This window comes from Nocardioides sp. Root190 (assembly GCF_001428565.1).
In the GTDB taxonomy this organism is placed as follows: domain Bacteria; phylum Actinomycetota; class Actinomycetes; order Propionibacteriales; family Nocardioidaceae; genus Nocardioides.
This window is the reverse complement of record NZ_LMIA01000001.1, coordinates 622,985-649,017: the sequence shown is the minus strand read 5'-3', so window position 1 is coordinate 649,017 and position 26,033 is coordinate 622,985. Positions and strand designations below refer to the sequence as shown.

General features: G+C 69.9%; 25 protein-coding genes. 15 read left to right on the top strand and 10 right to left on the bottom strand.

Annotated features, from left to right (window positions below; genetic code table 11):
- Window positions 1-11: 11 nt before the first annotated feature.
- From ASE01_RS23815 to ASE01_RS03055, 3 genes are all read right to left on the bottom strand, one after another.
- Window positions 12-566: a C40 family peptidase gene (locus ASE01_RS23815; RefSeq protein ID WP_082605751.1), complete on the bottom strand. Its 555-nt coding sequence runs from the start codon at window positions 564-566 to the stop codon at window positions 12-14.
- 358 nt (window positions 567-924) lie between these two features.
- Window positions 925-2,466: an acyl-CoA carboxylase subunit beta gene (locus ASE01_RS03060; protein WP_056748502.1), complete on the bottom strand. Its 1,542-nt coding sequence runs from the start codon at window positions 2,464-2,466 to the stop codon at window positions 925-927.
- Between the two features lie 3 nt (window positions 2,467-2,469).
- Window positions 2,470-3,312 carry an SDR family oxidoreductase gene (locus ASE01_RS03055; RefSeq protein ID WP_056748501.1) on the bottom strand — a complete coding sequence of 281 codons (843 nt, stop codon included), beginning with the start codon at window positions 3,310-3,312 and terminating at the stop codon, window positions 2,470-2,472.
- A gap of 188 nt (window positions 3,313-3,500) precedes the next feature.
- On the opposite strand from ASE01_RS03055, the gene ASE01_RS03050 reads away from it, so the two are divergent.
- From ASE01_RS03050 to ASE01_RS03040, 3 genes are read left to right on the top strand one after another with little or no spacing between them, the layout of a single operon-like run.
- Window positions 3,501-5,036 (top strand): acyl-CoA synthetase, encoded by a 1,536-nt coding sequence (locus ASE01_RS03050; RefSeq protein WP_056748500.1) that lies wholly within the window; start codon window positions 3,501-3,503, stop codon window positions 5,034-5,036.
- A 2-nt stretch (window positions 5,037-5,038) separates the two neighbouring features.
- Window positions 5,039-6,322, top strand: a complete 1,284-nt coding sequence (locus ASE01_RS03045) for a cytochrome P450 (RefSeq protein WP_235535837.1) — start codon at window positions 5,039-5,041, stop codon at window positions 6,320-6,322.
- 28 nt (window positions 6,323-6,350) lie between these two features.
- Complete coding sequence (locus ASE01_RS03040; RefSeq protein WP_056748499.1) at window positions 6,351-7,742, top strand: aldehyde dehydrogenase family protein; 1,392 nt, start codon at window positions 6,351-6,353, stop codon at window positions 7,740-7,742.
- 217 nt (window positions 7,743-7,959) lie between these two features.
- On the opposite strand, the gene ASE01_RS03035 is transcribed toward ASE01_RS03040, so the two are convergent.
- Window positions 7,960-8,517 carry a TetR/AcrR family transcriptional regulator gene (locus ASE01_RS03035; protein ID WP_056748498.1) on the bottom strand — a complete coding sequence of 186 codons (558 nt, stop codon included), beginning with the start codon at window positions 8,515-8,517 and terminating at the stop codon, window positions 7,960-7,962.
- Between the two features lie 157 nt (window positions 8,518-8,674).
- Between ASE01_RS03035 and ASE01_RS03030 the strand changes: the two genes are divergently transcribed.
- Both ASE01_RS03030 and ASE01_RS03025 read left to right on the top strand, forming a co-directional pair.
- Window positions 8,675-9,079: an SCP2 sterol-binding domain-containing protein gene (locus ASE01_RS03030; RefSeq protein ID WP_056748497.1), complete on the top strand. Its 405-nt coding sequence runs from the start codon at window positions 8,675-8,677 to the stop codon at window positions 9,077-9,079.
- 100 nt (window positions 9,080-9,179) lie between these two features.
- On the top strand, window positions 9,180-10,043 hold the full coding sequence (locus ASE01_RS03025) for an SDR family oxidoreductase (protein ID WP_056748496.1): 864 nt from the start codon (window positions 9,180-9,182) through the stop codon (window positions 10,041-10,043).
- Between the two features lie 8 nt (window positions 10,044-10,051).
- Here the strand turns inward: ASE01_RS03025 and ASE01_RS03020 are convergent, their stop codons facing one another.
- Window positions 10,052-10,882: an alpha/beta hydrolase gene (locus ASE01_RS03020; protein WP_082605749.1), complete on the bottom strand. Its 831-nt coding sequence runs from the start codon at window positions 10,880-10,882 to the stop codon at window positions 10,052-10,054.
- 55 nt (window positions 10,883-10,937) lie between these two features.
- On the opposite strand from ASE01_RS03020, the gene ASE01_RS03015 reads away from it, so the two are divergent.
- Window positions 10,938-11,663: an SDR family NAD(P)-dependent oxidoreductase gene (locus ASE01_RS03015; protein WP_056748494.1), complete on the top strand. Its 726-nt coding sequence runs from the start codon at window positions 10,938-10,940 to the stop codon at window positions 11,661-11,663.
- Window positions 11,664-11,692: 29 nt separating this feature from the next.
- On the opposite strand, the gene ASE01_RS03010 is transcribed toward ASE01_RS03015, so the two are convergent.
- From ASE01_RS03010 to ASE01_RS02990, 5 genes are all read right to left on the bottom strand, one after another.
- The gene (locus ASE01_RS03010) at window positions 11,693-12,088 is read right to left on the bottom strand and encodes a response regulator (RefSeq protein ID WP_056748493.1); all 396 of its coding nucleotides are present in this window, start codon (window positions 12,086-12,088) and stop codon (window positions 11,693-11,695) included.
- A 68-nt stretch (window positions 12,089-12,156) separates the two neighbouring features.
- Window positions 12,157-13,149, bottom strand: coding sequence for an MBL fold metallo-hydrolase (locus ASE01_RS03005; protein WP_056748492.1), 993 nt, complete (start codon window positions 13,147-13,149; stop codon window positions 12,157-12,159).
- A gap of 73 nt (window positions 13,150-13,222) precedes the next feature.
- Window positions 13,223-14,413 (bottom strand): phosphotransferase, encoded by a 1,191-nt coding sequence (locus ASE01_RS03000; RefSeq protein WP_056748491.1) that lies wholly within the window; start codon window positions 14,411-14,413, stop codon window positions 13,223-13,225.
- Between the two features lie 215 nt (window positions 14,414-14,628).
- Window positions 14,629-15,786: an acyl-CoA dehydrogenase family protein gene (locus ASE01_RS02995; RefSeq protein ID WP_056748490.1), complete on the bottom strand. Its 1,158-nt coding sequence runs from the start codon at window positions 15,784-15,786 to the stop codon at window positions 14,629-14,631.
- Window positions 15,787-15,794: 8 nt separating this feature from the next.
- Window positions 15,795-16,949: an acetyl-CoA C-acetyltransferase gene (locus tag ASE01_RS02990; protein WP_056748489.1), complete on the bottom strand. Its 1,155-nt coding sequence runs from the start codon at window positions 16,947-16,949 to the stop codon at window positions 15,795-15,797.
- 107 nt (window positions 16,950-17,056) lie between these two features.
- On the opposite strand from ASE01_RS02990, the gene ASE01_RS02985 reads away from it, so the two are divergent.
- The 9 genes from ASE01_RS02985 (at window position 17,057) to ASE01_RS02945 (ending at window position 26,021) form a co-directional block, all read left to right on the top strand.
- Window positions 17,057-17,509, top strand: a complete 453-nt coding sequence (locus ASE01_RS02985) for a MaoC family dehydratase (RefSeq protein WP_056748488.1) — start codon at window positions 17,057-17,059, stop codon at window positions 17,507-17,509.
- Between the two features lie 88 nt (window positions 17,510-17,597).
- Window positions 17,598-18,335 carry a 3-oxoacyl-ACP reductase FabG gene (gene fabG, locus ASE01_RS02980; protein WP_056748487.1) on the top strand — a complete coding sequence of 246 codons (738 nt, stop codon included), beginning with the start codon at window positions 17,598-17,600 and terminating at the stop codon, window positions 18,333-18,335.
- The gene (locus ASE01_RS02975; protein ID WP_200958729.1) at window positions 18,332-19,126 is read left to right on the top strand and encodes an enoyl-CoA hydratase/isomerase family protein; all 795 of its coding nucleotides are present in this window, start codon (window positions 18,332-18,334) and stop codon (window positions 19,124-19,126) included. Before fabG ends, ASE01_RS02975 begins: the two co-directional genes overlap by 4 nt.
- On the top strand, window positions 19,127-19,939 hold the full coding sequence (locus ASE01_RS02970) for an enoyl-CoA hydratase/isomerase family protein (RefSeq protein ID WP_056748486.1): 813 nt from the start codon (window positions 19,127-19,129) through the stop codon (window positions 19,937-19,939).
- Between the two features lies 1 nt (window position 19,940).
- Window positions 19,941-20,759: an enoyl-CoA hydratase/isomerase family protein gene (locus ASE01_RS02965; protein ID WP_056748485.1), complete on the top strand. Its 819-nt coding sequence runs from the start codon at window positions 19,941-19,943 to the stop codon at window positions 20,757-20,759.
- The gene (locus ASE01_RS02960; RefSeq protein ID WP_056748484.1) at window positions 20,759-22,387 is read left to right on the top strand and encodes a class I adenylate-forming enzyme family protein; all 1,629 of its coding nucleotides are present in this window, start codon (window positions 20,759-20,761) and stop codon (window positions 22,385-22,387) included. The genes ASE01_RS02965 and ASE01_RS02960 overlap by 1 nt, the downstream gene beginning before the upstream one ends.
- Before the next feature lie 30 nt (window positions 22,388-22,417).
- A complete protein-coding gene (locus ASE01_RS02955) occupies window positions 22,418-24,166 on the top strand; it encodes a class I adenylate-forming enzyme family protein (RefSeq protein ID WP_056748483.1) in 1,749 nt (582 codons plus the stop codon).
- Window positions 24,163-25,461 (top strand): aromatic ring-hydroxylating oxygenase subunit alpha, encoded by a 1,299-nt coding sequence (locus ASE01_RS02950; RefSeq protein WP_056748482.1) that lies wholly within the window; start codon window positions 24,163-24,165, stop codon window positions 25,459-25,461. Before ASE01_RS02955 ends, ASE01_RS02950 begins: the two co-directional genes overlap by 4 nt.
- A complete protein-coding gene (locus ASE01_RS02945) occupies window positions 25,461-26,021 on the top strand; it encodes an aromatic-ring-hydroxylating dioxygenase subunit beta (RefSeq protein ID WP_082605748.1) in 561 nt (186 codons plus the stop codon). The genes ASE01_RS02950 and ASE01_RS02945 overlap by 1 nt, the downstream gene beginning before the upstream one ends.
- Window positions 26,022-26,033 lie beyond the last annotated feature (12 nt).

Below are 26,033 nucleotides of genomic sequence, written 5' to 3'. Positions count from 1 at the left end.
GGGTGCCTGTCTCAGCGCACCCGGCCGTAGAAGACCGAGTTGCTCCAGATCCGGGCCTTCTGGACCGGCGTTCCGGGCCGCGAGGCGTGCCACAGCTGGTGACGACCGGCGTAGATGCCGACGTGGTAGACGTTGCCGCCGTTGTGGAAGAACACCAGGTCGCCCCGGCGCGGGTGCTTCACACGGCGTACGGCGCCGGCCTGGGCGTCGGAGGTACGGGGGAGCCGCTTGCCGAGCTTCTTGTAGACCCACTGGGTCAGGCCGGAGCAGTCGAAGGCGCGCGGACCGGTGCCGCCGTAGCGGTAGGCCGAGCCGGCGCGGCTCCGGGCCACCGAGACGGCGCGGTTGCCGAAGCGCTTGCGCTGGGCGATGCGCTCCGCACGGCGCTCGGCGCGCGTGGCGGTCCCGGTCTGGACCTGGGTGCGCACGTCGGTGGCGGTGGTGGTGCTGACGACGGCGGTCCGGGTGGCGGCGTGCGACGAGGGCGCCGGCGCCGCGAGGAAGACGGACGTGGTGAGTGGGATGACGAGCAGGCGCGCGCCAACTCGCGTGAAAGTGGTGGACATCGGAGTGTCTCCGCAGCGACGCCTTCGAGAGGTGACCTGTCGGGCTTGGGCTGCTGTTGCCCAGGACTGGAATCCTTCGCCCCGAGCCGTCCCTCCCCCAGGGGGTGGTCCGGCGTACTGCTGGTTCTCCCGTGCCCGCGACTACTTCATCGTCATTCGATGTCGCTCCACGTCGTCGCGGGCCTCGGCGCGCGTGGGCGGCCTCCCCGGGTCGGGAAGGTCTCAACTTCCCCATGGTGACCTGCTTGCAATAGTTAGCGCAGTGGCGGCCGTCACGTTCCGGGCGTGGCACTCCTCACGCCGGCGCAGCCGTGACTCGCACCGTGATCGGTACTCCCTGGACCCCCTCAGAGCCCCCTCAGAGGGGTGCGACGGGATGCCTCCGGGGCGTGAACGTCTGCATCAGTCGGTGTCGCGGCAGGGTCGCCAGGAGGTCGGCGAGCCAGGCCCGCGTCTCGCTCGGACGGATCACGGCGTCGTACCCGAAGCCCTCGGCGCCGCGCACCGCCCCGAGCTTGTCGCGGAACTGCTCGGCCAGCTCGAGCCGGCGCGCGGCAGGGTCGGCAGCGCTCGCGAGATCGCGCCCGAAGACCAGCTCGATCGCGGTGTCCACGGCCATCACGGCCGTCTCCGCGTGCGGCCAGGCCACGACCAGCTCGGGGTGGAAGGTCCGGCCGCCGGACATGATCACGTAGCCGCCGCCGTACCCCTTGCGGACGACGACGGTGAAGGTCGGGACCGTCGCGGAGCCGAGCTCCAGCGACAGGCGGGCGCTGGAGCGCGCCAGACCGGACTTCTCGGCATCGGCGCCGACGGCCAGGCCCGGCAGGTCGATGAGCACCAGGATCGGGATGCCGAAGGCGTCGCACAGGGAGACCAGGTGCGCGGCCTTGTCGGCCGCCGCCGCGTCGAGCATCCCGGCGCGGGCCAGCGGCTGGTTGGCAATGATGCCGATCGGGCGCCCCTCGATCCGTGCCAGCGTGGTGATCAGGTTGGGGGCGTACGACGACTTGAGCTCGACCTCGCTGTCCTCGTCGACCATGCCGGCGATCACCTCGGCCATGTCGTAGGCCTGGCGCAGGTTGGCCGGGACGTTGGTGTCGATCGCCGCGAGGGCCGCGGCCCGGGGGAGTGCGCTGACCTCGCGCGGGAGCTCGGCCTCGGCGTTCGAGGGGAGCAGGTCGAGGTACCACCGCAGTGCGTCGAGGGCCTCGCCCTCGGTGTCGACAGCGAGGTCGATCGAGCCGTACGACGCCTGCACGTCGGCCCCGTTGAGGGCTTCGGCGTCGGTGTTCTCCCCGGTGGCGGCCCGGACGAGTGCCGGTGGGGCCATGCCGATGGTCGCGGTGCCGCGGACGGCCACGACGTAGTCGCACATCGAGGCGCCGAGGGTGGGCTGGCCGTAGCCCGGCCCGAGGATCGCTGCCACCATCGGGACCCAGCCGCTGAGCCGGGTCTGCATCTCCTGGATGTCGAACCCGCCGGCGAAGTCGCGGGCGTCCAGGCCTTCGTGGATCCGGTGCCCGCCGCCGTCGAGGAGCATCACCAGCGGGATCCCGCGGGTGGCGGCGATCTCGCTGCACCGGCGCCACTTCTCGTTGCCGACCAGTCCGTTGCTGCCGCCGGCGACGCTGTGGTCGGTCGAGGTGAGCACGACCGGCCGGCCGTCGATGCGGGCGGTCCCGGTCACGACGCCGTCGCCGAGCAGCGGCTCACCCCGAGGTCCGGGTTCCTCGGGTCGGGCCAGTGCGCCGATCTCCCGGAAGCTGCCGTCGTCGACGAGCATCGCGATCCGCTCGCGAGCAGTGCGCTTGCCGCGTTCGTGCTGACGGCGGACGGCATCGGGACGTGCGTCGTCCTGCAGCGCGCGAACGGCTGCTTCGTGCGGGAGTTCGGCCATGACTCAGCTCTTGCTGATCCGATCGTTGTACGCCGCGCGGCCGGCCTGGTCGATGTCCAGGAAGGTGCTGTAGGCGCCCAGCTTGTTGTTGAGGAAGTCGCGCATCCGGCGCCCGGTGAGGGACTGGGTGAAGGTGATCTGCCGCAGCGACTTCGGCAGGTAGACGTCCTTGTGCTTGTGCTCGATGGCGTCGGCGATCCCCTTGGCGACGTCCTCCGGCTCCACGTTCTTGAGGAACTTGGTGCCCTTGGTGCCGGCGATGAGGTCGGTGTTGGTGAAGGACGGCATCACACAGGTGAAGTCGATGCCGCGGCCGCCGAACTCGAGGCGGGCGCCCTCGGTCAGCGCGATCACGCCGGCCTTGTGGGAGCAGTAGTACAGGCCGCCGGGAACGGCGGCCTTGCCGGCGACGGACGCCACGTTGACGATGTGGCCCCGGCCCTCCGCGAGCATGTCGGGCAGGGCGGCGCGCATGCCCAGGGTGGGGCCGAGCAGGTTGATCTCGGTGGCCCGGCGCACTGTGTCCTCGCTGATGTCGAGGAAGTGCCCGATCGGCATGACGCCGGCGTTGTTGATCAGCACGTCCAGGCCGCCCATCGCCTGCTTGGCGTCGGCGAGGAAGGCCGCGAAGGACTCGCTGTCGGTCACGTCGATGTGGTGGGCGCTGACGTCGCCGCCGATGGCGGTCGCGGCGTCCTTGGCCGAATCGGTGTCGATGTCGCCGATCGCGACGAGGGCACCACGGCGGTGCAGCTCCTCTGCGGTGGCGCGGCCGATACCGCGGCCTGCACCGGTGATTGCAATGCGCTTGCCGCTCAGGGTGCGGGCTCCGGTCGATGCGGTCATGGTCGCCTCCAAGGTCTTTTTTAAAAGAGAATCAGAAAACCCGCAATGTGACAAGGCGGGCTCTGGACGTCCAGCATAACTCAGGTTACGGTAGTTTGTGACGCCCCGCACATGTCTGATTTCTCGGGGAGATCGGACCAGGTCGGCGTCCTCACCCCCAACGAGCAACACGAACCGGAAGGTGCACGATGTATCCAGGAGCCCACGCAGCGACCAACCCCGACCACCCGGCCGTCGTGATGACGGGCTCGGGACGAGTCGTCACCTACGGCCAGCTCGACGACAACTCCGCGGCCCTGGCGAGCGCGTTGCACGGTCTGGGACTGCGCAAGGGCGACGTCGTCGCGATGCTGTCCGACAACGCTGCCGAGTGCTTCGAGATCTACTGGGCGTGCATGCGCTCGGGTCTCTACATCACCCCGGTCAACCGCAACCTCAACGCCGACGAGATCGCCTACATCGTCAGCGACAGCGGCGCCAAGGCCTTGATCGCCTCGGCCGGCGTCTCGGGCGCGGCCGCGGTCCGCGAGCTGTCCGCCCAGGTCGAGCACGCGTTCGTCTTCGGTGGCCAGGTCGAGGGCTACACGTCGTACGACGACCTGCTCGCCAGCGCCGGCGAGCGCCTCGTCGACCAGCCCCGTGGCTCCGACATGATGTACTCCTCCGGCACCACCGGCCGCCCGAAGGGCGTCAAGCAGGCCATGCTGCCGATCCAGGTCGACCAGCCCGGCGACCCGATCACCGGACTCCTCGGCGGACCCTTCAAGGTCGGTCCGGGTGACGTCTACCTGCAGCCCGCGCCGGTCTACCACGCAGCGCCGCTCAAGTGGAGCGGCGCCGTCCAGGCCCTCGGCGGCACGGTCGTGATGATGGAGAAGTTCGACGCCGAGGGTGCCCTGGCCGCGATCGAGAAGTACGGCGTCACCACCGCGCAGTTCGTGCCCACCATGTTCGTGCGGATGCTCCAGCTCCCCGAGGAGACGCGGGCCAGGTACGCCCACGGCACCCTCCGTCTCGCCGTCCACGCTGCTGCCCCGTGTCCGCCCGACGTCAAGCAGGCGATGATCGACTGGTGGGGGCCGGTCGTCTTCGAGTACTACGGCTCGACCGAGCAGAACGGCATCACCTTCGTCTCGTCGCCGGAGTGGCTCAGCAAGCGCGGCACCGTCGGCAAGGCGATGATCGGCATCACCCACATCTGCGACGAGGACGGCGTCGAGCTGCCCGCCGGTCAGGTCGGCACCGTCTACTTCGAGCGCGAGACCCGCCCGTTCGAGTACCACAACGACCCGGCCAAGACGGCCGAGGCGACCCACCCGCAGCACCAGTCGTGGACCGCCGTCGGCGACCTCGGCTACCTAGACGAGGACGGCTACCTGTTCCTCACCGACCGCAAGGCGTTCACGATCATCTCCGGCGGCGTGAACATCTACCCGGCCGAGGTCGAGGCCGTGCTCACCCTGCACCCGGCGATCTACGACGTCGCCGTGATCGGCGTCCCGGACGACGAGATGGGCCAGCAGGTCAAGGCAGTGGTCCAGCTCAAGGACCCCGCGGCGGCCTCGGACGAGCTCGCGCAGGAGCTCATCGACTACACCCGTGAGCGGATCGCCCACTTCAAGGCGCCCCGGACCGTCGACTTCATCGGCGAGATCCCGCGCCTGCCCACCGGCAAGCTCGTCAAGCGCGAGCTCGAGAAGCTGTACGTCCCGACGGGAGTCTGACCATGACCATGATCGAGAACGACCTCGACACTGCTGCCGTGACCGTGCCCCGCACGCTCCACGAGCACAGCATCTCGGAGGTCTCGTTCTGGGCGAAGACCGCCGAGGAGCGCGAGGTCACCTTCGCCAAGCTCCGCGCCGACTCACCGATCAGCTGGCACCGTCCGATCGAGGGCGCCCTCATCCCCTCGGAGAACGAAGGCGTGTGGGTGGTCACGAGCCATGCGCTCATCCAGGAGGTCAGCAAGCGGACCGACCTGTTCTGCTCGGGCCAGGGCTTCCAGATGGAGGAGGTGCCGGAGGACATCAACGAGGCCGCCGGCAGCTTCCTCGGGATGGATGCGCCGCGCCACCCGGTGATCCGCCGCCTGGTCAGCTCGGCGTTCACGCCCAAGCGGGTGAAGGCGATCGAGGACCAGATCAAGCGCCAGGCCCACGACATCGTCACCAACCTCCTCGAGAACCCTGAGGGCGACTTCGTCGACGTCGTCTCCAAGCGGCTCCCGATGTGGACGATCTACGAGATGATCGGGCTGACCGACGACGACAAGCGTCTCGAGGCCGCGCACCACGCCGACGGCATGGTGTCCTGGGCCGACGAGGAGGTTGCCGCCGGGCGCGAGCCGGGCGAGGTCCTCAACGAGTCGCTCGTCGGCCTGCTGATGATGGGCATGGAGCTCGCCGAGGAGCGTCGCAACAACCCCCAGGACGACCTGATGACCGGTCTGGTCAACGCCGAGGTCGAGGGCCAGAAGCTCACCGACGACGAGATCGGTGCCTTCTTCGTGCTGCTCTCGGTCGCAGGCAACGACACCACCCGCAACTCGATCAGCCTCGCGATGCGTGCGCTCCAGCAGTACCCGGAGCAGAAGGCGCTGCTGCTCGAGGACTACCAGGGCCGCATCGGTACGGCGATCGAGGAGTTCGTCCGCTGGGTGTCCCCGGTGATGACCTTCCGTCGTACCGCCACCCAGGACACGGTGCTCGGCGGCGCGCAGATCAGGGAAGGCGACTGGATCGCGATGATGTACTCGTCGGGCAACCGCGACGAGAACGTCTTCGAGAACGCCCACGAGTTCGACATCCTGCGCGACCCCAACCCGCACGTCGGCTTCGGCGGCGGCGGCCCGCACTTCTGCATGGGCAACTTCGTCGCCAAGATCCAGCTCCGCGAGATCTTCGACAACCTGCTGCACCGCGCACCCAACCTGGTGCTCGGCGAGCCGGAGTACCTCGTCGGCAACTTCGTCCGCGCCGTCAAGCGCATGCCGTACACGCTGACCTGAGCCGACCTGAGCTGACTGGAGAATCACGATGACTGCCACCTCTGCCGACCAGAGCAGCACGACCGGGCTCGGGGACCTCCTCGGCCGGCTCCGTACGACGTACAAGAGCGGCCGTACCCGGCCCTACGAGTGGCGCAAGGCGCAGCTCGAGGGCCTGGTGCGCTTCCTCGCCGAGCGCGAGACCGACATCGCCGAGGCGCTCGCCGCCGACCTGGGGCGCAGCCCGTTCGAGTCCTGGTTCGGCGACATCGCGCCGCCGAAGGGCGAGGCCGAGCAGGCGATCAAGCACCTGCGCCGGTGGATGCGTCCGCAGCGTCGTCGGGTGCCGTTGGCCCAGATGCCCGCGAGTGCGCGCATCCAGTACGAGCCGCTCGGCGTCGCGCTGGTGATCGGGCCGTGGAACTACCCGATCAACCTGTCGCTCGGTCCGATGGTCGCTGCGTTCGCCGCCGGCAACTGCGTCGTCCTCAAGCCGTCAGAGGTGGCCTCGGCGACGTCGCGGCTGATGGCCGAGGCGCTGCCCGACTACCTCGACAAGGACGCGTTCGCGGTCGTCGAGGGCGACGGCATCGTCACCCAGGAGCTGCTGTCCCTCGGGTTCGACCACGCCTTCTTCACCGGAGGCACCGAGATCGGCCGCAAGATCATGGCCGGCGCAGCGAACACCCTGACGCCGGTCATCCTCGAGCTCGGTGGAAAGAGCCCCGCGATCGTCACCGCGGACGCCGACCTCGACGTCGTCGCCCGCCGGATCGCGTGGGTGAAGCTGATGAACTCCGGCCAGACCTGCATCGCACCCGACTACGTCCTCGTGCACGAGTCGGTCAAGGAGCAGCTGGTCGCCAGGATCCGCGAGACCGTCGCGCAGTTCACCGCGGAGGAGGGCCCGAAGCGGATCGTCAACCAGCGCCAGTTCGACCGCCTCGCGAGCTACCTGGAGCTGACCAAGGGCACGGTCGTGGCCGGCGGCGGACTGGACGCGAAGGCACTCACGATCGAGCCGACCATCCTGGTCGACCCCGACGTGGACGAGCCGTCGATGACCGAGGAGATCTTCGGTCCGATCCTGCCCGTGCGCAGCTTCACCTCCGTCGACGAGGTGATCGAGTTCGTCAACGATCGCCCCAAGCCCCTGGGCCTCTACGTCTTCAGTCGCAACAAGAAGACGGCCGAGCGGCTCGTGGCGGAGATCCCGGCCGGTGGGGCCGTGGTCAACCACTGCGCCATCCACTACCTGATCCCGAGCCTGCCCTTCGGCGGCGTCGGGGCCAGCGGCATGGGGGCCTACCACGGCGAGTGGGGCTTCCAGGCCCTCAGCCACCGCAAGTCGGTCGCGATGAAGGGCTTCAAGCCCGACCCGTCGATCGTCTACCCGCCGTACGGCCCGACGGCCCGTGCGTTGATGCGCAAGCTGTTCTGATCTGGCCCGCCGCCCGCCGCCCGCCGCCCGCTGCCCGACGTTGCGTGCGTGCGGCGGGTCGCGGGGCTGTAACACGCCGTTCACCGGGCTTCCACGCCGTTGGCGTCGCGACACGCGCGCTGCAGCGGCGTGGTTGATACGTGGACAGCGTGTTACAGCGCTGCTGCCGCCGTCCGAGATACGACCAGTACGGCGAGTACGACGGCGTCGGGCGGGATCAGGCGCCGTTGCGGGCGTCGGCGAGGATGCTCTCCAGCGACCAGAGCAGGTGTTCGCGGCCGTGCTGGTCGGCGATCATCTCGTAGCCGATCAGGGTGCTGAGACCCCAGACGGCGTACTGCTCGGCGCGCACGGGGCCGACGATCTGGGCCATGGCCTCGAGGACGACCTGGTAGCGACCTTCGTCGACCTTGCGCTGCACGGTCCCGACGCGCTCGTCGACCCCGGCCCACACGCGGATCGCGGCCTCGGTCTGGTGCAGCAGCTCGGCGCTGGCCTGGGCGAGCATCAGGAGGCGTTCGACGGCGTCGTCGTGCTGGCGCACGATGGTGACCGTCTGCTCGGTGCGCTCGCGCAGCCAGTTCTCGAGCAGGGAGTCGGTGAAGTCCTGCCAGTTGTCGAACGAGTGGTAGAAGGACCCCGTCGTCACGCCGAGGCGCTTGCAGAGAGCCGCGAGCTTGAGGGCGCCGTAGCCCTCGGTCGCGAGGATCTGGTTGGCACCCTCGAACCACGTGTCGCGCAGCGCTTCGTTGCGGCGTACCTGACGCTCGGTCATCGGGGAGCTCCTCTGAGGTTGCGACCTCCATCGTAGGGCGCGAGCCCACCGCACCGCTGGGCGGGCGGCTCCACTTTCCATCATAACCTAACTTATGTTACGGTCCGTCGTGTGACGGAGCGCACGTCCGGTGGCTCCAGGGAAGAGGAGTCCAGCGATGGCTTTCAAGAATGCTGACGAGGTCCGCCACTACATCGGCGGCGTGTTCCAGGCCGGATTCGACGACCCGGAGGTCGGGCCGAAGATGGTCGCGACCGGCATCGTCGTGAAGTTCGAGTTCACCGAGCCCGAGACCAGCCTGGTCATCGACATGGGCAAGCAGGCCATCGGAGACGGCGTCGGCATGGCCGATCCCGCTGCGACCATGAAGATGACCGCCGACCTCGGCAGCGCCTACTGGCAGGGCAAGGTCAACCTGCCGCTGTCGATGGCGCGCGGCAAGATCAAGGTCGACGGCAATGTCGCCAGCCTGCTGAAGCTCGCGCCGCTCGGCAAGAAGCTCTTCCCGAAGTACATCGCCTCCCTCGAGGCGGCCGGCCGTCAGGACCTCGTCGTCTCCTGACCCGTCGTACCCGACCACGGACCGTTGCCTCCTCCCAGGCGGCGGTCCGTTGTTGTATTCTAATCTCGATTAAATCTTTCGAGTGCAAGGAGCTGTCGGCATGGCCGGAGTCGAAGGTCGCGTAGTCATCGTCACGGGAGCGGGCGGCGGGCTCGGACGGGAGTACGCCCTGTTCCTGGCCAGCGTCGGCGCCAAGGTGGTCGTCAACGACCTCGGCGGGTCGCGCGACGGCAGCGGAGCGGGTACGTCGATGGCCGACGCGGTCGTCGAGGAGATCCGCGAAGCCGGCGGCGAGGCCGTCGCCAACTACGACAGCGTCGCGACCGAGGAGGGTGCGACCGCGATCGTCGCCACCGCGATCGACACCTTCGGGGCCGTGCACGGACTGGTCAACAACGCCGGCATCCTGCGCGACACCTCCTTCTCCAAGATGGACACCGACGCCTGGAAGCTCGTCCAGGCAGTCCACCTCGATGGTGGCTACTTCATGAGCAAGGCCGTGTGGCCGCACTTCCGCGAGCAGGGCTTCGGTCGGATCGTGATGGCCACCTCGACCAGCGGCCTGTTCGGCAACTTCGGTCAGGCCAACTACGGCGCCGCGAAGGCCGGCCTGGTGGGCCTGCTCAACACGTTGACCATCGAGGGCGCCCGCGACGGCATCCAGGTCAACGCGATCGCGCCGATGGCAGCCACTCGGATGACGGCCGACATCGCGCCGCAGGAACTGCTCGACAAGCTCCCGCCGTCCTACGTCTCCCCGGTCGTCACCTACCTCCTCTCCGAGGAGTCCACCGACGCGGGTGCAGTGTTCGTCGCGGGTGGCGGTCAGGTCTACCGGGTCGCCCAGTTCCAGAACAAGGGTGCGGTCTTCTCGGCGCCGCCGTCGCTGCGCGAGGTCTCCGAGCGCTGGAGCGAGATCGCGAGCCTGGACGACGTGACGTTCGGCAAGAACCCTGTCGGCTGACCGACCGCTCAGGCGCCGAGCATCCAGTCGGCCAGCTGGTCGGCGACCTGCTCCCAGCCGGTGTCGAGCATCAGGTCGTGGCCGATGTCCTCGATCGTGGAGAGCGGCGCGTGCCAGGCCCGCGCCGTGGCGGTGGCATCGGCGGCGCTGAAGATCGGGTCCTTGCCGGCCGCGATCACCAGCACCCGCTCGCGACCGGGTCGCGGGCGCGGCCGGTCGAGCGCGAGCATGTCGAGGAAACCGAGGTAGGACTCCGACTGCAGGCGCTGCGTCGTGCGTCGTACGACGTCACCGGGTGTGGCGGCGGTGAAGAACATCGCTCGCACGTCCTCCTCCTCGCGCACCAGGTGGCCGAGGTCCAGCCGGGCGTTGGCGGCGAGGAAGTCGCGGGTGCGGTGCAGGGCCATGTCGCGAGTCACCCGCCAGACGCCGGCCGGGGGCATCGACGCCAGCAGCGCCGCGCTCGCGACCTCCGGCCGATCGGGACGGGCCAGGAACATCTGGACGACGCCACCGCCCATCGAGTGCCCGGCGACGTGCACGGCGGTGTCGGCCGTGGCGACGACGGCGTCGATGACGGCGGTCAGGTCGTCGGTGTAGTGCCGCATCCGGGCGGCGTTGAGACGGTGGCTGCCCGCAGACCCGGCGTGGGCGCGCAGGCTCGGCGCCACGGTCGAGATGCCGCGCGCTGCCAGTCGCTCGGTGAAGCCGTCCTGCCAGCACCACGCGCCGTGCCAGGCGCCGTGGCAGAGGACGAGCGTCGCGCGGGGTTCCGGAGCGTCCACCCGCACGATTTCTGCGGGCAGGGGCGTGGAGCCGGGACCGCGGGGCGTCGACATGGCCGCAGCCTAGGACAAGGAGGCTGTTGCTCCGGACGCTTGCGATGATTCGTCCATGGCTCTCACCATCATCACCGGCGGAACCCGCGGCATCGGCGCAGCGGTGGCGCGACGGCTCGCCGAGGACGGCCATGACCTCGTCCTCGGCTACCGCAGCGACGAGACGAGCGCGGCCGCGACCGTCGCCGAGCTGACCGCGCTCGGGGTGCGGTGCGTGGCGGTCGCGGGTGACCTCGGCACCGATGCCGGTATCGACGCGCTCTTCGCCGCCGCAGCGGACCTCGGCGAGCTGACCGGCGTCGTCAACAACGCGGGCGCGACCTACCGGTTCGCGCCGCTGGACCAGACGCCGGCCGAGGAGATCCGCCGCACCATCGAGGTGAACCTGACGGCGCCGATCCTCGTGGCCCGCGCGGCCGTTGCCGTGCTCGGTCGCGGCGGGGTCGTCGTCAACATCACCTCGGGAGCCGCGACCATCGGGTCACCGGGGGAGTACGTCCACTACGCCGCTGCGAAGGCAGGGCTGGACCTGGCCACCCGCGGTCTCGGTCTGGAGGTCGCCGACCGCGGCATCCGGGTCGTCGCCGTCGCGCCGGGCCTGATCGACACCGACCTGCACGCGACGACCGGAGATGCGGAGCGCGTTGCACGGATGGCGCCGCAGATCCCGCTCGGACGCGCCGGGCAGCCCGAGGAGATCGCGGATGCGGTCGCCTGGCTGATGAGCGATGCGGCGTCGTACGTCACTGCGACGACGTTGCGGGTCGCCGGCGGCCGCTGAGCGGAGTGCTCAGGGGCGCTCAGGAGTTCTCACAGGCCGGGCTCGCCCGGACCGCGCTCGCGCAGGGCGATCGAGACCAGGCTGAGGACGGTCTGCGGGGGCGTGGCCTTGTCGAGGACCGCGCTGGCGCCCATGGCCAGCGCATCCGCGGCGCCGTCGACCTCGTAGGTGTAGACGTAGACCAGCGCGTCCGGTACGAGACGGCAGATCTCGCCGAGCGTGACGAAGCCGTCGGCGCCGCTGCTGCCGGGGGCGATGTCGATCACGACGGCGTCGGGTGGATCCTCCTCCACCGCTGCCAGGGCGCGCGCGAGTGAGGTGGCTCCCGTCAGTTCGAGATTGTCGTTCGGGTCGACGTACACGCTCACCGTGAAACGCCACTCTGCGTCGTCGTCGACGACGAGAACCCGCCATGGTGCTGCCATCGGTGTCCCCAGTGTCAGGAGGCTTCGGCGAAGGGCCTCACTCGTCCAACGAGCGCCGGGCGCTGTGGTCACACGGCAAAGACGTCCGTGCCGTTGGTGGTGGCTCTGGTGAGCCTCGCTGCCTTCTCCAGCACGACGAGGTGGGCCGCGACCTCGAGGACGGCGGTCATCCGGTGCGTGATCTCCAGATCCTCGAGCCGGCGCTCGTGGCGCGTCCAGGTCATCGCCCGGGCGACCTCGAAGGAGGTGGCGTGACCCTGCTCGACGAGCCCCCGGACGACTGCCAGCCGCTCCTCGTGGTGCGCGATCAGCTCGCTCGCACGCTGGGCGGCTCGGCCCCCGATCGCGCCGTGGGCGGGGAGCATCCGGTGGTCGGGGAGGGCGGCGACGAGTCCCAGCGATCCGAGGTACGACGTGAGGGAGTCCGGCGACGGCTCGCGCTCGTAGGCGATGGACGGCGTGATGCGCGGCAGGACGTGATCGCCGGTGAGCAGCAGATGCTCCTCGACGACCTCGAAGCACACGTGGCCGCGGGTGTGGCCGGGGGTCGCGAGGGCGCGCACGGTGAGGTTGCCGAGATCGATCTGGTCCCCGTCGTCCAGCCAGGCGGCGGGCAGGTCGAAGTCCATGCCCTGCTCGTGGATCTCGACCGGGAGAGCGGCGACCTCGGCGGCCAGCTCCCGCGCCCCGGCAGCCTGCAGCAGGCCGACCTGGCGCGGGAAGGCGCCCTCGAGGTCGCGCCAGGCGTGGATGCTGTGGTCGTCGCCGCGACCGAGATGGACCGCGATGTCGTGCTTCCGCTGCCAGGTCAGGCCCTGCGTGTAGTGGTCCCAGTGGTGGTGCGTGGTCAGTGTCCGGCTGATGTCGCCCGGCGCGAGGCCGAGCGCGTCCAGGCCGTCGAGCAGGGCCCGCTCGGTCTCTGGCGAGGACCAGCCCGGGTCGACAAGCACGGTCTCCCGGTCGCCACGAAGGACGTAGCAGTTGACGCTCGTCAGGCCCTCCAGTGGCAGGGGAAGGGCGATGGCCGCGACCCGGTCGGTGACGCGGGTGGGCTCGGACATGTGGTCCTCCTCGGGCCGCACGTTCCGGCGGCGTCGCTCGATCGGTGAACGGCGCCGACAGGCGCCGCCGGGGTCAGTCCTCCAGGGTGGCGAGGGTTCCGTGGTCGTCGACGAACTGCGCGATCCGGCCGATCGCCGCGAGCGTGTAGGCGCGTGGCTGGAGCTCGGGCTCGAAGCGGGTGCCGCCGAGGGTGAAGAGGCCGAAGGCGAACGCGTGCATCGGCTGCTGCCGATAGGCGAGCCAGGCGGCGTCGTACGACGGAGGGGCGACTCCTGCGTCGGCGAGCTGCTCGAGGTAACGGCGCAGGAGGCCCTCCTCCCACTCGCGACGGTCGGCGGGCTCGAGGGCGCCCGCCATCGCGTAGGAGTAGTCGAGTGCCCAGTTGCCACGGGCCACGCACTGCCAGTCGTAGAGCCCCATCCGACCGTCGGCGTCGCGCAGCCAGTTGCCGAGGTGCAGGTCCTGGTGGAGCAGGGTCTGCGGTCCCTGCTCGTGCAACGACAGCGCCCGGTGGAAGGACGGGTAGACGTCGGCACGCCGCGCGAGGATCCCGGCCGGCAGCACCTCCGCCGCGCGATCGAAGCCCCGCAACGTCCGTGACCGGAAGCCGACCCGACCGTCGAGGTCCTCCTGCCAGCGCGCAGCGCCCTTGAGCCCGCTGAGGTCGCGGAGGAATCGTGGACTGTCCCAGAGCCCGGAGTGGTAGGCCGCGAGCTGGTCGACCATGTCCTCGGCGTCGGTGCGCGTGACGGGGTTGGACTGGGGATCCGGAAAGGTCCACCCGGTCGTCGAGAGGTCTTCGAGCAGGACGAGTGAGCGCCGCGTGCGCGGATCGAACCCGGCGTAGTGGGCACGGGGACTGCGCAGCTCGAGGGTCGGCCGCGCGTGGTTGTAGAAGAGGGACTCGCCCTCGGCGATGTCGGTGAGCCCGAGCAGCAGTCGGGAGAAGAGCCCGGCGGCTGCCTTGCTGAAGAGCCTGGTCGGCAACCCCGCTGCGGTTCCGGCAGCGTTCCACTCGATGCTCAGCGCCCGTCGCGAGGACGTGCCGTCACTGCCGCCGGTGATCTCGATCGCCGTGACCTCGGCACCGGCGACGTCGCTGGCGAGGGCCCTGGTCAGCCAGGCGGCGGTGATCGCCTCCGCGTTCGGGGGTACGACGCCCGGGCGGTCGAGCCGCGGACCGGGTCCGACCCGCTCGAGGGCCACCGTTGCCGCGACCTGCCCGGCCATCGCGATGACCGAGAGGGTGTCCTTGAGCGCCATGGTGCCTCCAGTTGAATTTCGATTAAGGGGTGAAGTCCGAGAGAGGCCCGCGCCTCGACGGTGGTCGGTGGGCGCGGGCGTACGTCGTACGACGGGTTTCGCGAGGTGGTGCCGCGGCCGCTGAGGGGTGCTTCCTGGCCTCTCCCTGCGCTTCCCGGCCGTTGCAGTGGGCAGGAAGCGCAGGGATCCCCTCTGGGGAGGGGATCCCTGCAGCGTCAGCGCCCCCCGGCGATGTCCCGCCCGATGATCTCCTTCATGATCTCGGTCGTGCCGCCGTAGATCGTCTGGATCCGGGTGTCGATGTAGGCCTTGCCGACGGGGTACTCGCGCATGAAGCCGTAGCCACCGTGGAGCTGCAGGCAGCGGTCGACGATGCGCTTCATCAGCTCGCTGATGTACCACTTGCCCTTGGCCGCCTCGACCGGCGTCAGCCTGCCGTCGTTGAAGGCGACGACCGCGGTGTCCATCCACGCCTGGGCCATGTCGAGCTCGGTCTCCATCTCGGCGAGCTCGAAGCGGGTGTTCTGGAAGTCGATCAGTCGCTTGCCGAAGGCCGTGCGGTCCTTCAGGTAGGCGATGGTCTGGTCCAGGGTCGCCTGAGCGGTGGTGATGGACTGGGCGCAGACCCCGAGCCGCTCGCGCGGGAGGTGGCTCATCAGGTACTTCAGGCCCTGGCCCTCCTCGCCGAGGAGGTTCGCGACAGGGACGCGGGCGTCGGTGAAGTAGAGCTCGGCCGTGTCCTGGGCGGGCAGGCCGATCTTGTCGAGCTTGCGGCCGCGCTCGAAGCCGGGCGTGGAGTCCGCCTCGACCATCAGCAGGCTGAACCCGTTGGAGCCACCCTCGGGGTCGGTCCGCACGGCCAGGACGATCAGGTCGGCCATGATGCCCGAGGAGATGAACGTCTTCTGGCCGTTGACGACGTAGTGGTCACCGTCGAGGCGGGCCGTGGTGCGGATGCCCTGCAGGTCCGAGCCGGTGCCCGGCTCGGTCATCGCGAGCGCGCCGATCAGCTCGCCCGCGGCGAAGCCGGGGAGCCAGCGCTTCTTCTGCTCCTCGTCGGCCCTCCCGAGCAGGTAGGCCAGGAAGAGGTCGTCCTGCAGGCCCAGCGTGACACCGAAGGAGATCGCATTGGCGTTCGCGACCTCCTCGCTCACGACCAGGCGGTAGCGGTAGTCGTCGACGCCGCTGCCGCCGTGCTCCTCGGGGACCTGCAGGCCGTAGAGACCTGCCTCGGCGGCGGCCTTGAACACCTCGCGGGGGATCCACTTGTCGTCGTCCCACTGGTCCTTGTGCGGGATGACCTCGCGGGCCAGGAACTCCCGCACGGTCTCGCGGTAGGACTGGTGGTCGTCGTCGTAGAGGGTGCGTTCCATCGTCGTGCTCAGCCGAGCCGCTCGATGATGGTGACGTTGGCCTGGCCGCCGCCCTCGCACATGGTCTGCAGGCCGTAGCGGCCGCCGGTGCGCTCGAGCTCGTGGAGCATCGAGGTCATCAGGCGGGCACCGGTGGCGCCGATCGGGTGGCCGAGCGCGATCGCGCCGCCGTTGGGGTTGACCTTGGCGGGGTCGGCGTTGAGCTCGATGTTCCACGCGAGCACGACGGGCGCGAAGGCCTCGTTGATCTCGATGACGTCGATGTCGTCGATCGTCAGACCGGCCTTCTTGAGGGCGTACTGCGTGGCGGAGATCGGCGCCGACAGCATCATCACCGGGTCGTCCCCGCGCACCGAGGCGTGGTGGATCCGTGCCCGAGGGGTGAGTCCGTGCTCCTTGACGGCGGCCTCGGAGGCGATCAGCAGGGCGGCGGAGGCGTCCGAGATCTGGGAGGCGACGCCGGCGGTGAGGACACCGGTCGGAACCAGGGTCTGCAGCGTCGCCATCTTCTCGCGGGTGGTGTCGCGGCGCGGGCCCTCGTCGACGCTCACGCCGGCGAAGGGGCTGATCTCGCGGTCGAAGTACCCGGCGTCGATCGCGGCGAGCGCGCGCTGGTGGCTCTGGTAGGCCCACGCCTCGCAGTCGTCGCGGGTGAGCTTCCAGTGCGCGGCCATCATCTCGGCGCCGCGGAACTGGGAGATCTCCTCGCCCGGGTAGCGCGCCTGCCAGCCCTCGCACCCGGTCCACGGGTCGGTGGAGCCGAACTCGGCACCGGCGCCGAAGGCGGAGAGGATGGGGAACTGGGTCATCTTCTGCACGCCGCCGGCGACGACCAGGTCCTGCATGCCGCTCTTGACGCCCATGGCGGCGAAGCTCACGGCCTGCTGGGCCGATCCGCACTGGCGGTCGATGGTGACGCCGGGGACGGTCTCGGGGAACCCGGCGGCGAGCGCCGACGTCCGGGCGATGTCGCCTGCCTGGGCGCCGATGTTGTCGAGGCAGCCGAGGACGACGTCCTCGATCGCGGCGGGGTCGACGCCGGCGCGGCTGACGAGCTCCTTGAGGGAGTGGGCTGCGAGGTCGGCGGGGTGGACCTCGGCGAAGCCTCCCTTGCGGCGACCGACGGGCGTGCGCACCGCTTCAACGATGTAGGCCTCGGACATGTGGGTTCCTCCTGCGTGACGTTCTGGCGCTGCATTGCACTTTTCAAGTCCAGACTATAATTTAGTTTTGATTCAAAATCTACGTCGACCGGACGGGTGTGACTGCAGTGAAGGTGTACGACGGGGTCGCGGGCTTCGCGAACGCAACCGGAGACGTGCTCGGCACCTCCGACTGGCTGGAGGTCGACCAGGCACGGATCGACCAGTTCGCTGACGCGACCGGGGACCACCAGTGGATCCACGTGGATCCGGAGCGCTCGAAGGACGGCCCGTTCGGCGCCACCATCGCGCACGGCTTCCTGACCCTGTCGCTGCTCCCGCCGCTGCTCAACCAGCTCTACCGGGTCGACAACGTGCGGATGGCCGTCAACTATGGCCTCGACAAGGTGCGCTTCATGGCGCCGGTCCGGGTCGGCAGCAAGATCCGCCTGACCGCCACCGTCCTGTCCGTGACGCCCCTGGACGGCGCCGTCCAGGCGATCTTCGAGAGCACCTTCGAGATCGACGGCTCGGACAAGCCGGCTGCCGTCGTCCACTCGATCGTGAGGTACATCGCATGAGCGCGAGGAGCCCCCGCGGAGGTACGCCGAGCGCCAGCGAGGTGTGCCGGAGCGAGGCACCGCAGGGCTCAGGCAAGGAATGTGCAGCATGAGCGACCTGCTGGACGGCCGTACCGCCGTCGTCACCGGCGCGGCGCAGGGGATCGGGCTGGCCATCGCCACAGTCCTCGCCGACCACGGCGCCCGCGTGACCATCGCCGACCTCGACGGTGACAAGGCCGCGGCGGCGGCCGCCGGCATCGGTGAGAACGCCCGCGGAGTCGCGTGCGACGTGACCGACGAAGCCAGCGTCGCCGCCCTCGTGCGTGACGCCGTCGACGCGTACGGCGGTCTCGACGTGCTGGTCAACAACGCCGGGATCACCCGCGACGCGTCGCTGAAGAAGATGACCCTCGAGAACTTCCAGGCCGTCATCACCGTGCACCTGCAGGGCACCTGGCTCGGCATCCGTGCCGCCAGCGAGGTCATGCGCGAGGCCAGGCGCGGCAGCATCATCAACATCTCCTCGATGTCGGGCAAGGTCGGCAACCCGGGTCAGACCAACTACAGCGCCGCCAAGGCGGGCATCGTCGGCATGACCAAGGCCGCGGCCAAGGAGCTCGCCCACCACGGCGTCCGGGTCAACGCGATCCAGCCGGGCCTGATCCGCACCCCGATGACCGAGGCCATGTCGGCCGAGGCGTACGCCGCCACCGAGGCGACCATCCCGATGCGCCGGGCCGGTGAGCCGGACGAGATCGCGAACGTCGTCGCGTTCCTGGCCTCCGACCTGTCCAGCTACATGACCGGCGCCGTGCTCGAGGTCTCCGGCGGGAGGGGCATGTGAACGCCTCCGCTCCGGCCTGGGTCGCGCCCGTCAGCCTGAAGATCGCCGAGGGCGTCGCCACGATCACGCTCGACCGACCGGACGCGATGAACGCGGTCACCACCGCCCTCGCCGCGGCGCTCGAGCAGGCACTGCGCTCTGCGGGTGCCGACCCTGATGTGCGGGTGGTCGTGATCCGCGGCTCGGGTGGCAATTTCTGTGCTGGCGGTGACTTCGAGGAGGTCCAGCGCCTGCGGGCCGACGGCCCCGACTCGCTCCGTACTCTCTTCGCCGCCTTCCGCGCCGCCTGCGCGGCGGTGGGGGAGATCGAGCAGCCCGTCATCGCCGCGGTCGAGGGTGTCGCGATGGCCGGTGGTTTCGAGCTCATGCAGGCCTGCGACATCGTCCTGGTGCGCCACGACGCCCGCATCTCCGACAACCACGTGAACTTCGGCATGGTCCCCGGCGGCGGCAGCTCCCAGCGGCTCCCGCGCATCGCCGGACGGCAGCGGGCCCTGGGCCTCCTGCTCTCCGGCGACCGGATCACCGGTGTCGACGCGGTCGAGTGGGGCATCGCCTACCGGTCGTTCGCCGCTGACTCGTTCGACCACGACGTCGACGCCTTCGCGTCGCGGCTCGCGGGACGTCGTACCGACGCGGTGCGCAGCATCAAGCGACTGGTCCGCGAGGGCCTCGCGACCGATCTCGAGTCCGGTCTCGACCTCGAGATGGACGCCGTCGTCGCCCACATCTCCGGCGACGCCGGTGGTGCCAGTGTCACGGCCTTCGCTGGCCGCAAGGAGGAGAAGTAGATGAGCGCATCCACCGCAGTCATCAGCGAAGGCCTGGTCCTGCTCGACATCGCTGACGGGATCGCCCGGATCCGCCTCAACCGCCCGGAGGCCGCCAACGCAGTCGACGCCGACCTGCTCCGCGAGCTGCACTCCGCGGTGCTGCGGGTCCACGCCGACCCGACGGTGCGCGTCGCCGTCCTCAGCGGCGAGGGCCGCCACTTCTGCGCCGGCGGTGACGTCAAGACCTTCCTCGGCAAGGGTGACGGTCTTCCCGACTACCTGCGCGAGGCCACCGCCTGGCTCCAGCTCGCGACCGCGGCGCTGATCCAGCTCAAGGTCCCCGTGATCGCGCAGATCCAGGGATTCGCTGCCGGCGGGGCCGGGTTCGGGTTCGCGTGCGCGGTCGACCTCGTGGTCGCCGCCGAGTCGGCGAAGTTCTTCTCCGGCGCAGTCCGGGTCGGGATGGCGCCCGACGGCGGCACCACGGTCACGCTCGCCCGGATCGTCGGTGTGCGCAAGGCGCTGGACATCCTGCTGACGAACCCGACGTTGACCGCGGCCGAGGCACACGACCTCGGCATCGTGAGCCGGGTGGTTCCCGACGCCGAGCTGGCCGACGCGGTGAACGCCCTCGCCGCCGACCTGGCCGCGCAGCCGCCGCTCGGCCTGTCCGCCACCAAGCGTCTCGTGTGGGACGGCCTGGGTTCCACCGTCGTCGAACGGATGCCGGAGGAGGCGCGTGTCGTGTCCGAGCTCTCCGGCACTGCGGACAGCCTCGAGGCGCTCGCCGCCGTCATCGAGCGCCGTCCCGGCGTCTACGAGGGTCGCTGAGATGAGCACGCCCCAGGTGGAGGCCGACCTGATCCTGGTCGAGGACCGGGGCGCGGTGCGGATCATCACGCTCAACCGGCCGCAGGTGAAGAACGCCATCAACCTGCCGCTGCGCTACGCGCTCGCCGACGCGGTCGAGGCCGCGGACGCAGCGCCCGAGGTACGGGTGATCGTGCTGACCGGCGCGGACGGGGCCTTCTGCTCGGGCGGCGACATCTCCACCATGAGGCGCCAGCCCCGGCACGAGACGACCGCGCGCGCCCAGGCGGCCCAACGCATCATCCGTGCCCTCTGGCACACGCCCAAGCCCGTGGTCGCAGCTGTCGAGGGTCCAGCGTTCGGCGCGGGAACGGCCCTCGCCTTGGCATGTGACCGGGTGGTGTCGGCGGACGACGCCACCTTCGCCACGACGTTCACCGGCGTCGGACTGGCCGGCGACATGGGGATCTTCGCCTCGCTGCCCGCACGGGTCGGCACCTCTCGTGCCCGCCAGATGCTGATGCTCGGCACCCGGGTCAAGGGTGCGGAGGCTGGTTCGATCGGCCTCGTGGACCGGGTCGTCGCGCGCGGCGAGGCGCTGACGGCAGCCCTCGAGGACGCCGCCACGCTGGCATCAGGGCCTCCGCTGGCCCTCGGCGTCATCAAGCAGATGCTCTCCGGTGAGCCCCGCCACCCCCTCGCCGTCCTCGACCTCGAGGTCCGCAACCAGACGATGCTCTGGGACACCGACGACTTCGCCGAGGGCGTGTCCGCCTTCGCCGAGAAGCGACGCCCCCGGTTCGGAGCCGCACCCGGAGTGACCGTCTCCGAGGAGAGCTGATGAGCCTCACCACGTCGTACCTGCCGGCGGACAGGTCCGTCGACCTGATCGACCTGACCGTTCCCGCGCTGCTGGCGGAGCGCGCGGCCGAGTTCCCCGACCGGCTCGCCCTCGTCGGGAACCGGCACGGGGATGGCGCAGAGGTGCGACTGACCTACGCCGAGCTCCATGCCGAGGCACAGCTCATCGCGACAGGGATCCGCCGGGTGGCGAAGCCCGGCGACCACGTCGCCCTGTGGGCGCCGAACGTCGTGGAGTGGGTCCTGGTCCAGCACGGCGCGGCGTTGGCCGGGGTCGTGCTCGTGGCGCTGAACCCGGTGTTGCGCGGCGCCGAGCTGGAGTACGCCGTCGACCACTCCGGTTGCACGGTGCTGCTGCACGCCGACCGCAGCCGCGACTACGACATGGCGTCCGTCGCCGCGGAGGTGGCGGCAGATCGCCCGCACCTGCGGCTGATCAGCCTCTCCGACCGTGACGAGTGGCGCGCCCGAGCCGTGGACCCCACAGTCCTCGCCGAGGCGCCGACCGACCCCGACCTCCCGGTGATGCTGCAGTACACCTCCGGCACGACCGGCAACCCCAAGGGCGTTCTGCTGCGCCACCGTTCGCTGGTCAATGTCGCGCGGCTCACCATGGAGTACGTCGACATGCCGGCCGGTGCGGTGACGATCAACCCGCTGCCGATGTTCCACACCGCGGCCTGCGTGATCGGGACCCTCGGGCCGCTGTGGCTCGGTGGCACCGAGGTGCTGGTGGAACAGTTCGCTCCCGGGCCGGTGCTGGACACCATGCGGCGCGAGGGCGTCGAGGTCCTCTTCTTCGTCCCGGCCGTGCTCGGTGCGCTGCTGGAGGCGCAGCGGGTCTCCGACGAGGCTGCGCCGCAGGTGAAGGTCGCGCTGGGCGGCGCCTCCAACGTCCCGGCGGCGATGATCGAGGCGACCGAGCAGGTCTTCGGCGCCGCGGTGACCAACGTCTTCGGACAGACCGAGCTCTCCCCGGTGCTGACGGCGACCCGTCCCGGCGATGCCCGTGAGGACAAGCTGAGGACGGTCGGTCACCCGCTGCCGCAGGTCGACGTGAAGATCGTCGACCCGGGCACCGGCAAGGTGGTCGCGCTGGGGGAGCCGGGCGAGATCTGCGCCCGCGGTTACCAGCAGCTGGTCGAGTACCTCCACGATCCGGTCGCCACGGCCGCCACCGTCGATGCCGACGGCTTCGTCCACCTGGGCGACCTCGGTGCGATGGACGAGCGTGGCTACATCACGCTGACCGGGCGGCTCAAGGAGCTGATCATCCGCGGTGGCGAGAACATCGCACCTGCGGGCATCGAGTCCTGCCTGGCCGAGCATCCTTCGGTCCTGTCCGCCACGGTGTTCGGCCTGCCGGACGAGCGGATGGGCGAGATCGTCGCCGCCGCGGTGCACCTGCGCGAGCCGGGCGAAACGGACGATCCTGCGGCCCTGCGGGCGTCGCTGGTCGCGCACTGCCGGGAGCGGCTGTCGCCGTACAAGCTGCCCAGCCGGTGGTTCCTCGCCGGCGACCTGCCGGTCACGCCCACCGGCAAGGTCCAGAAGTTCAGGCTCGTGGACCTGGTCGGCACCGAGGCGTTGCGTGAACTTCCCGAATAATCTAATCTAGATTAAAGAAAGGAGGGTGTCGTGAACGTTCTCGTCACCGAGCGGCGCGCCGCACTGGCCGACCGCTTCCCCACGTGGGTGCCGCGCACCCTGGACACCTGGCTCGACACGTGTGCCGAGCAGTTCGGCGAGCGCGAGCTCGTCGTGACCGACGAGCGGGTCCTGACGTACGCCGACGTGGCCGCCGAGTCGCGACGCCTGGCCGACGGTCTGGCGAGTCTCGGTGTCCGCCGCGGCGACCGGGTCGGCCTCCTGATGGCCAACCACGCCGAGTTCGTCACGCTGAAGTTCGCCATCGCGCGCGCCGGCGCCGTCGCGATCCCTTTCAACTTCCTCTACCGCACCGACGAGCTGCGCTACGTGCTCGAGCAGTCCGACTGCAAGGTGCTGCTCACCAACGACCACTTCCAGACCCTCGACCACGCCGGCATGCTCGATGAGATCGTGCCCGGCTGGGACGCTCCCGGCTTCGCCGACCGTGCGGTCGCCGGTGGGGGTGCACCCGACGGCCTCCGTCACGTGGTGCTCGTCGAGCGGCCGGGTGACAGCTCCCGTCCCGGTGCCTTCACCGGCGGCGACCTCGCGGCCCTCGGCGCGGACAACCCGGGAGCGGCCGACGGCGCGGGTCACGGCCCTGACGACATCGCCGACCTGCTCTACACCTCCGGCAGCACCGGATCGCCGAAGGGCGTCCAGGTCACCCACGACGCGGTGCTGCGCACGGCGTACGCCTCAGCGCTGACCCGGGCCTACGAGGACGGCCGGCGGATCCTCTTCTCGCTGCCCTGCTACCACATGTTCGGCTACGTCGAGGGCCTGCTGTCGGCGACCTTCGTGGGCGGTGCGGTCATCATGCTGCCGTCGTTCAGTGCCGAGGCCTACCTCACCGCGATCGAGAAGCACCGCGCCACCGACATGCTCTGCGTGCCCACGATGGCCGTCGCGCTGGTCGAGTCGCCGCTGCGTCACGAGGCCGACCTGACCAGCCTGACCGCGATCCTCTGCGGCTCGGCGCCTGCGCCCGTGTGGCTCTGGGAGCAGGTGGAGCGCGAGTTCGGCGTGAGCGAGATCGTCACCGGCTACGGCATGACCGAGTGCGGCGGCGCGATGACGCTGACGCTGCCCGAGGACGACCTGGTGCTGACCTCGACCACCGTCGGGCGGCCCAAGCTCGCCGGCGTGGCCGGCGTCGGCGCCGATGCGGCCCTCTGCGTCTACCGGACCGTCGACCCCGTGACCGGCGAGGTGCTGGCTGACGGCGCGGTCGGCGAGCTGACGTCGTACGGCCCGACCACGATGCTCGGCTACCACGCGAAGCCCGAGGAGACCGCCGCCGCGCTGCACACCTCCGCCGACGGCACCGTCTGGCTCCACTCCGGCGACCTCGGCCTGGTCCGGGAGGACGGCTACCTCGTCCTCACCGGTCGCAGCAAGGAGGTCTACAAGTCCGGCGGCGAGCTGGTCATGCCCAAGGAGGTCGAGGAGGTCCTCGGCGCCCACGCCGGCATCAGCCAGGTCTACGCCGTCGGAGTCGTGGACGACCGCTGGGGCGAGATCGGGTGTGCCGTCATCGTCCGCGCGCCCGGTGCCGAGGGGGAGGCCCTCACCGCCGATGACGTCATCGCCCACGCGCGCGAGCACCTCGCCCGCTTCAAGGTCCCCAAGCGGGTCGAGTTCCTCGACGCCACCGCACTGCCCACCACCGCCACCGGCAAGGTCCAGAAGTTCCGGCTCGTCGAGCTGGTCGCCCAGCAAGGAGAAACGTCATGACCGCTGTGGTCCCGTCCGCGTCCGAGGTCGAGGAGGGAGGGAGCCGCTACGACCGGTTGATCCAGCCCGCCCGGGTTCACGGCACGCTCTACACGGACCCCTCGATCTTCGCCGAGGAGCTGCGCAAGATCTGGCACAGGACGTGGGTCTTCGTGGGTCACGAGAGCGAGGTCCCGCAGGTCAACGACTACGTCCGCAAGCAGCTCGCCGACCAGGACGTCGTGATGACCCGCGACAAGGAGGGGGAGGTCCACCTCCTCATCAACCGTTGCGCGCACCGCGGCCTGCAGGTCTGTGACGACAAGTCGGGCAACTCGAGCTCGTTCCGGTGCCCGTACCACGGCTGGACCTACCGCAACACGGGCGAGCTGCTCGGCTACCCCTACAACAAGGGGTACGGCGGCAAGAAGCAGCTGCCGCTCGGCATGGGCAAGGTCGCCCGCGTTGCGTCGTACCAGGGCTTCGTCTTCGGCAGCCTCGCCGAGGAGGGGCCCAGCCTCGAGGAGCACCTCGGTGCCGCGAAGGGCGAGATCGACCGTCTGGTCGGGCTCGCGCCGGCGGGCAAGGTGTCGTTGGATGCCGGGTGGCTGCGCCACAAGACCCGCTCCAACTGGAAGTTCCTCGCCGAGAACGAGACCGACGGCTACCACCCGCAGTTCGTCCACGGCTCGATCTTCGGCGTCACGGGCAGCCCGATCGGCGAGCTCTACAGCGACAACTCGACCGCCGTCACCCGCAGCCTGGGTGATGGCCACAGCGAGAACGACCTGCGTCCTGAGTTCCGCGGCTTCGCCGAGCCGATGCGCTGGTTCGGGACGACTCCGGACCGGGTGCCCAACTATGTGGCAGCGATGAAGGAGGCGCACGGTGAGGACGCCGATCGCCTGATGATCGAGGGCGCGCCCCACGTGATGATCTTCCCCAACCTGTTCATCGCCGAGATCCAGGTCTTCAACATCCAGCCCGTCGGGGTCGGCGAGTGCGTGCAGTACTCCACCGCCGTTCAGTTCGACGGCGGCCACGAGCTCAACATGCGGATGGTGTCGCAGTCGATCGGCTCGGTCGGTCCGGCGGGCATGCTGCTCGCCGACGACACCGAGATGTACGAGCGCAACCAGCGCGGGGTGGCGATGGCCGACCCCGAGTGGCTCGACGTACGACGGGGCCTGCACCGCGAGAGCGTGGACGAGAACGGCTTCACCATCGGCACCGCGACCGACGAGACCGGCATGCGCGGCTTCTGGAACCACTACAAGACGCTGATGACCGCACCCGATGAAGGGCAGGACGACTGATGGTGACCGTGAACGCGCTGACCGAGCTCCCTCCCCGCCCCGACACGGCCGGAGAGCTGGTCGACATCCCGCACGGGTGGGAGGTGCGGGATGTCGAGCAGTTCCTCTACAAGGAGGCGCGGCTGGCCGACGAGAACGACTACGACGGCTGGGAGGCGCTGTGGACCGATGACGCGATCTACTGGGTGCCCGTGGACGGTGAGGGAGACCACCCCCGGACGACCGTGTCGATCATCTTCGACAACCGCAGCCGCATCTCGACGCGGATGAAGCAGGTGAAGACCGGCAAGCGCTACGCGCAGGCTCCGCCGTCCAACCTGCGCCGGATCATCGGCAACGTCGAGCTCCTCGGCGGACGTGCGAACGCCGCCGGCGAGATCGACCTCGAGATCGGTGCCAACTTCATGGTGCTCGAGTCCCGGGACCGTGGCAACACGCTGTGGGGCGGCCGTACGACGTACCGGTTGCGGCGCATCGACGGCCAGATCAGGCTGGCGTACAAGAAGGTCGTCCTGGTCGACAACGAGCAGGCCGTGCCGACGCTCGGCTTCCTGATCTGAGGGGACAGTGGA

What these genes read in the sequence shown, in the direction of transcription:
- ASE01_RS02945 (WP_082605748.1), top strand. Translation starts at nt 25,461, where the DNA reads ATGGTGACCGTGAACGCGCTGACCGAGCTCCCTCCCCGCCCCGACACG.
- ASE01_RS03030 (WP_056748497.1), top strand. Translation starts at nt 8,675, where the DNA reads ATGGCTTTCAAGAATGCTGACGAGGTCCGCCACTACATCGGCGGCGTG.
- ASE01_RS02970 (WP_056748486.1), top strand. Translation starts at nt 19,127, where the DNA reads ATGAGCGCATCCACCGCAGTCATCAGCGAAGGCCTGGTCCTGCTCGAC.
- ASE01_RS03040 (WP_056748499.1), top strand. Translation starts at nt 6,351, where the DNA reads ATGACTGCCACCTCTGCCGACCAGAGCAGCACGACCGGGCTCGGGGAC.
- ASE01_RS02995 (WP_056748490.1), bottom strand. Translation starts at nt 15,786, where the DNA reads ATGGAACGCACCCTCTACGACGACGACCACCAGTCCTACCGCGAGACC.
- ASE01_RS03060 (WP_056748502.1), bottom strand. Translation starts at nt 2,466, where the DNA reads ATGGCCGAACTCCCGCACGAAGCAGCCGTTCGCGCGCTGCAGGACGAC.
- ASE01_RS03005 (WP_056748492.1), bottom strand. Translation starts at nt 13,149, where the DNA reads ATGTCCGAGCCCACCCGCGTCACCGACCGGGTCGCGGCCATCGCCCTT.
- ASE01_RS03045 (WP_235535837.1), top strand. Translation starts at nt 5,039, where the DNA reads ATGACCATGATCGAGAACGACCTCGACACTGCTGCCGTGACCGTGCCC.
- ASE01_RS02965 (WP_056748485.1), top strand. Translation starts at nt 19,941, where the DNA reads ATGAGCACGCCCCAGGTGGAGGCCGACCTGATCCTGGTCGAGGACCGG.
- ASE01_RS03015 (WP_056748494.1), top strand. Translation starts at nt 10,938, where the DNA reads ATGGCTCTCACCATCATCACCGGCGGAACCCGCGGCATCGGCGCAGCG.
- ASE01_RS02960 (WP_056748484.1), top strand. Translation starts at nt 20,759, where the DNA reads ATGAGCCTCACCACGTCGTACCTGCCGGCGGACAGGTCCGTCGACCTG.
- ASE01_RS03020 (WP_082605749.1), bottom strand. Translation starts at nt 10,882, where the DNA reads ATGTCGACGCCCCGCGGTCCCGGCTCCACGCCCCTGCCCGCAGAAATC.
- ASE01_RS23815 (WP_082605751.1), bottom strand. Translation starts at nt 566, where the DNA reads ATGTCCACCACTTTCACGCGAGTTGGCGCGCGCCTGCTCGTCATCCCA.
- ASE01_RS03035 (WP_056748498.1), bottom strand. Translation starts at nt 8,517, where the DNA reads ATGACCGAGCGTCAGGTACGCCGCAACGAAGCGCTGCGCGACACGTGG.
- fabG (WP_056748487.1), top strand. Translation starts at nt 17,598, where the DNA reads ATGAGCGACCTGCTGGACGGCCGTACCGCCGTCGTCACCGGCGCGGCG.
- ASE01_RS03010 (WP_056748493.1), bottom strand. Translation starts at nt 12,088, where the DNA reads ATGGCAGCACCATGGCGGGTTCTCGTCGTCGACGACGACGCAGAGTGG.
- ASE01_RS03025 (WP_056748496.1), top strand. Translation starts at nt 9,180, where the DNA reads ATGGCCGGAGTCGAAGGTCGCGTAGTCATCGTCACGGGAGCGGGCGGC.
- ASE01_RS02990 (WP_056748489.1), bottom strand. Translation starts at nt 16,949, where the DNA reads ATGTCCGAGGCCTACATCGTTGAAGCGGTGCGCACGCCCGTCGGTCGC.
- ASE01_RS02950 (WP_056748482.1), top strand. Translation starts at nt 24,163, where the DNA reads ATGACCGCTGTGGTCCCGTCCGCGTCCGAGGTCGAGGAGGGAGGGAGC.
- ASE01_RS03050 (WP_056748500.1), top strand. Translation starts at nt 3,501, where the DNA reads ATGTATCCAGGAGCCCACGCAGCGACCAACCCCGACCACCCGGCCGTC.
- ASE01_RS03055 (WP_056748501.1), bottom strand. Translation starts at nt 3,312, where the DNA reads ATGACCGCATCGACCGGAGCCCGCACCCTGAGCGGCAAGCGCATTGCA.
- ASE01_RS03000 (WP_056748491.1), bottom strand. Translation starts at nt 14,413, where the DNA reads ATGGCGCTCAAGGACACCCTCTCGGTCATCGCGATGGCCGGGCAGGTC.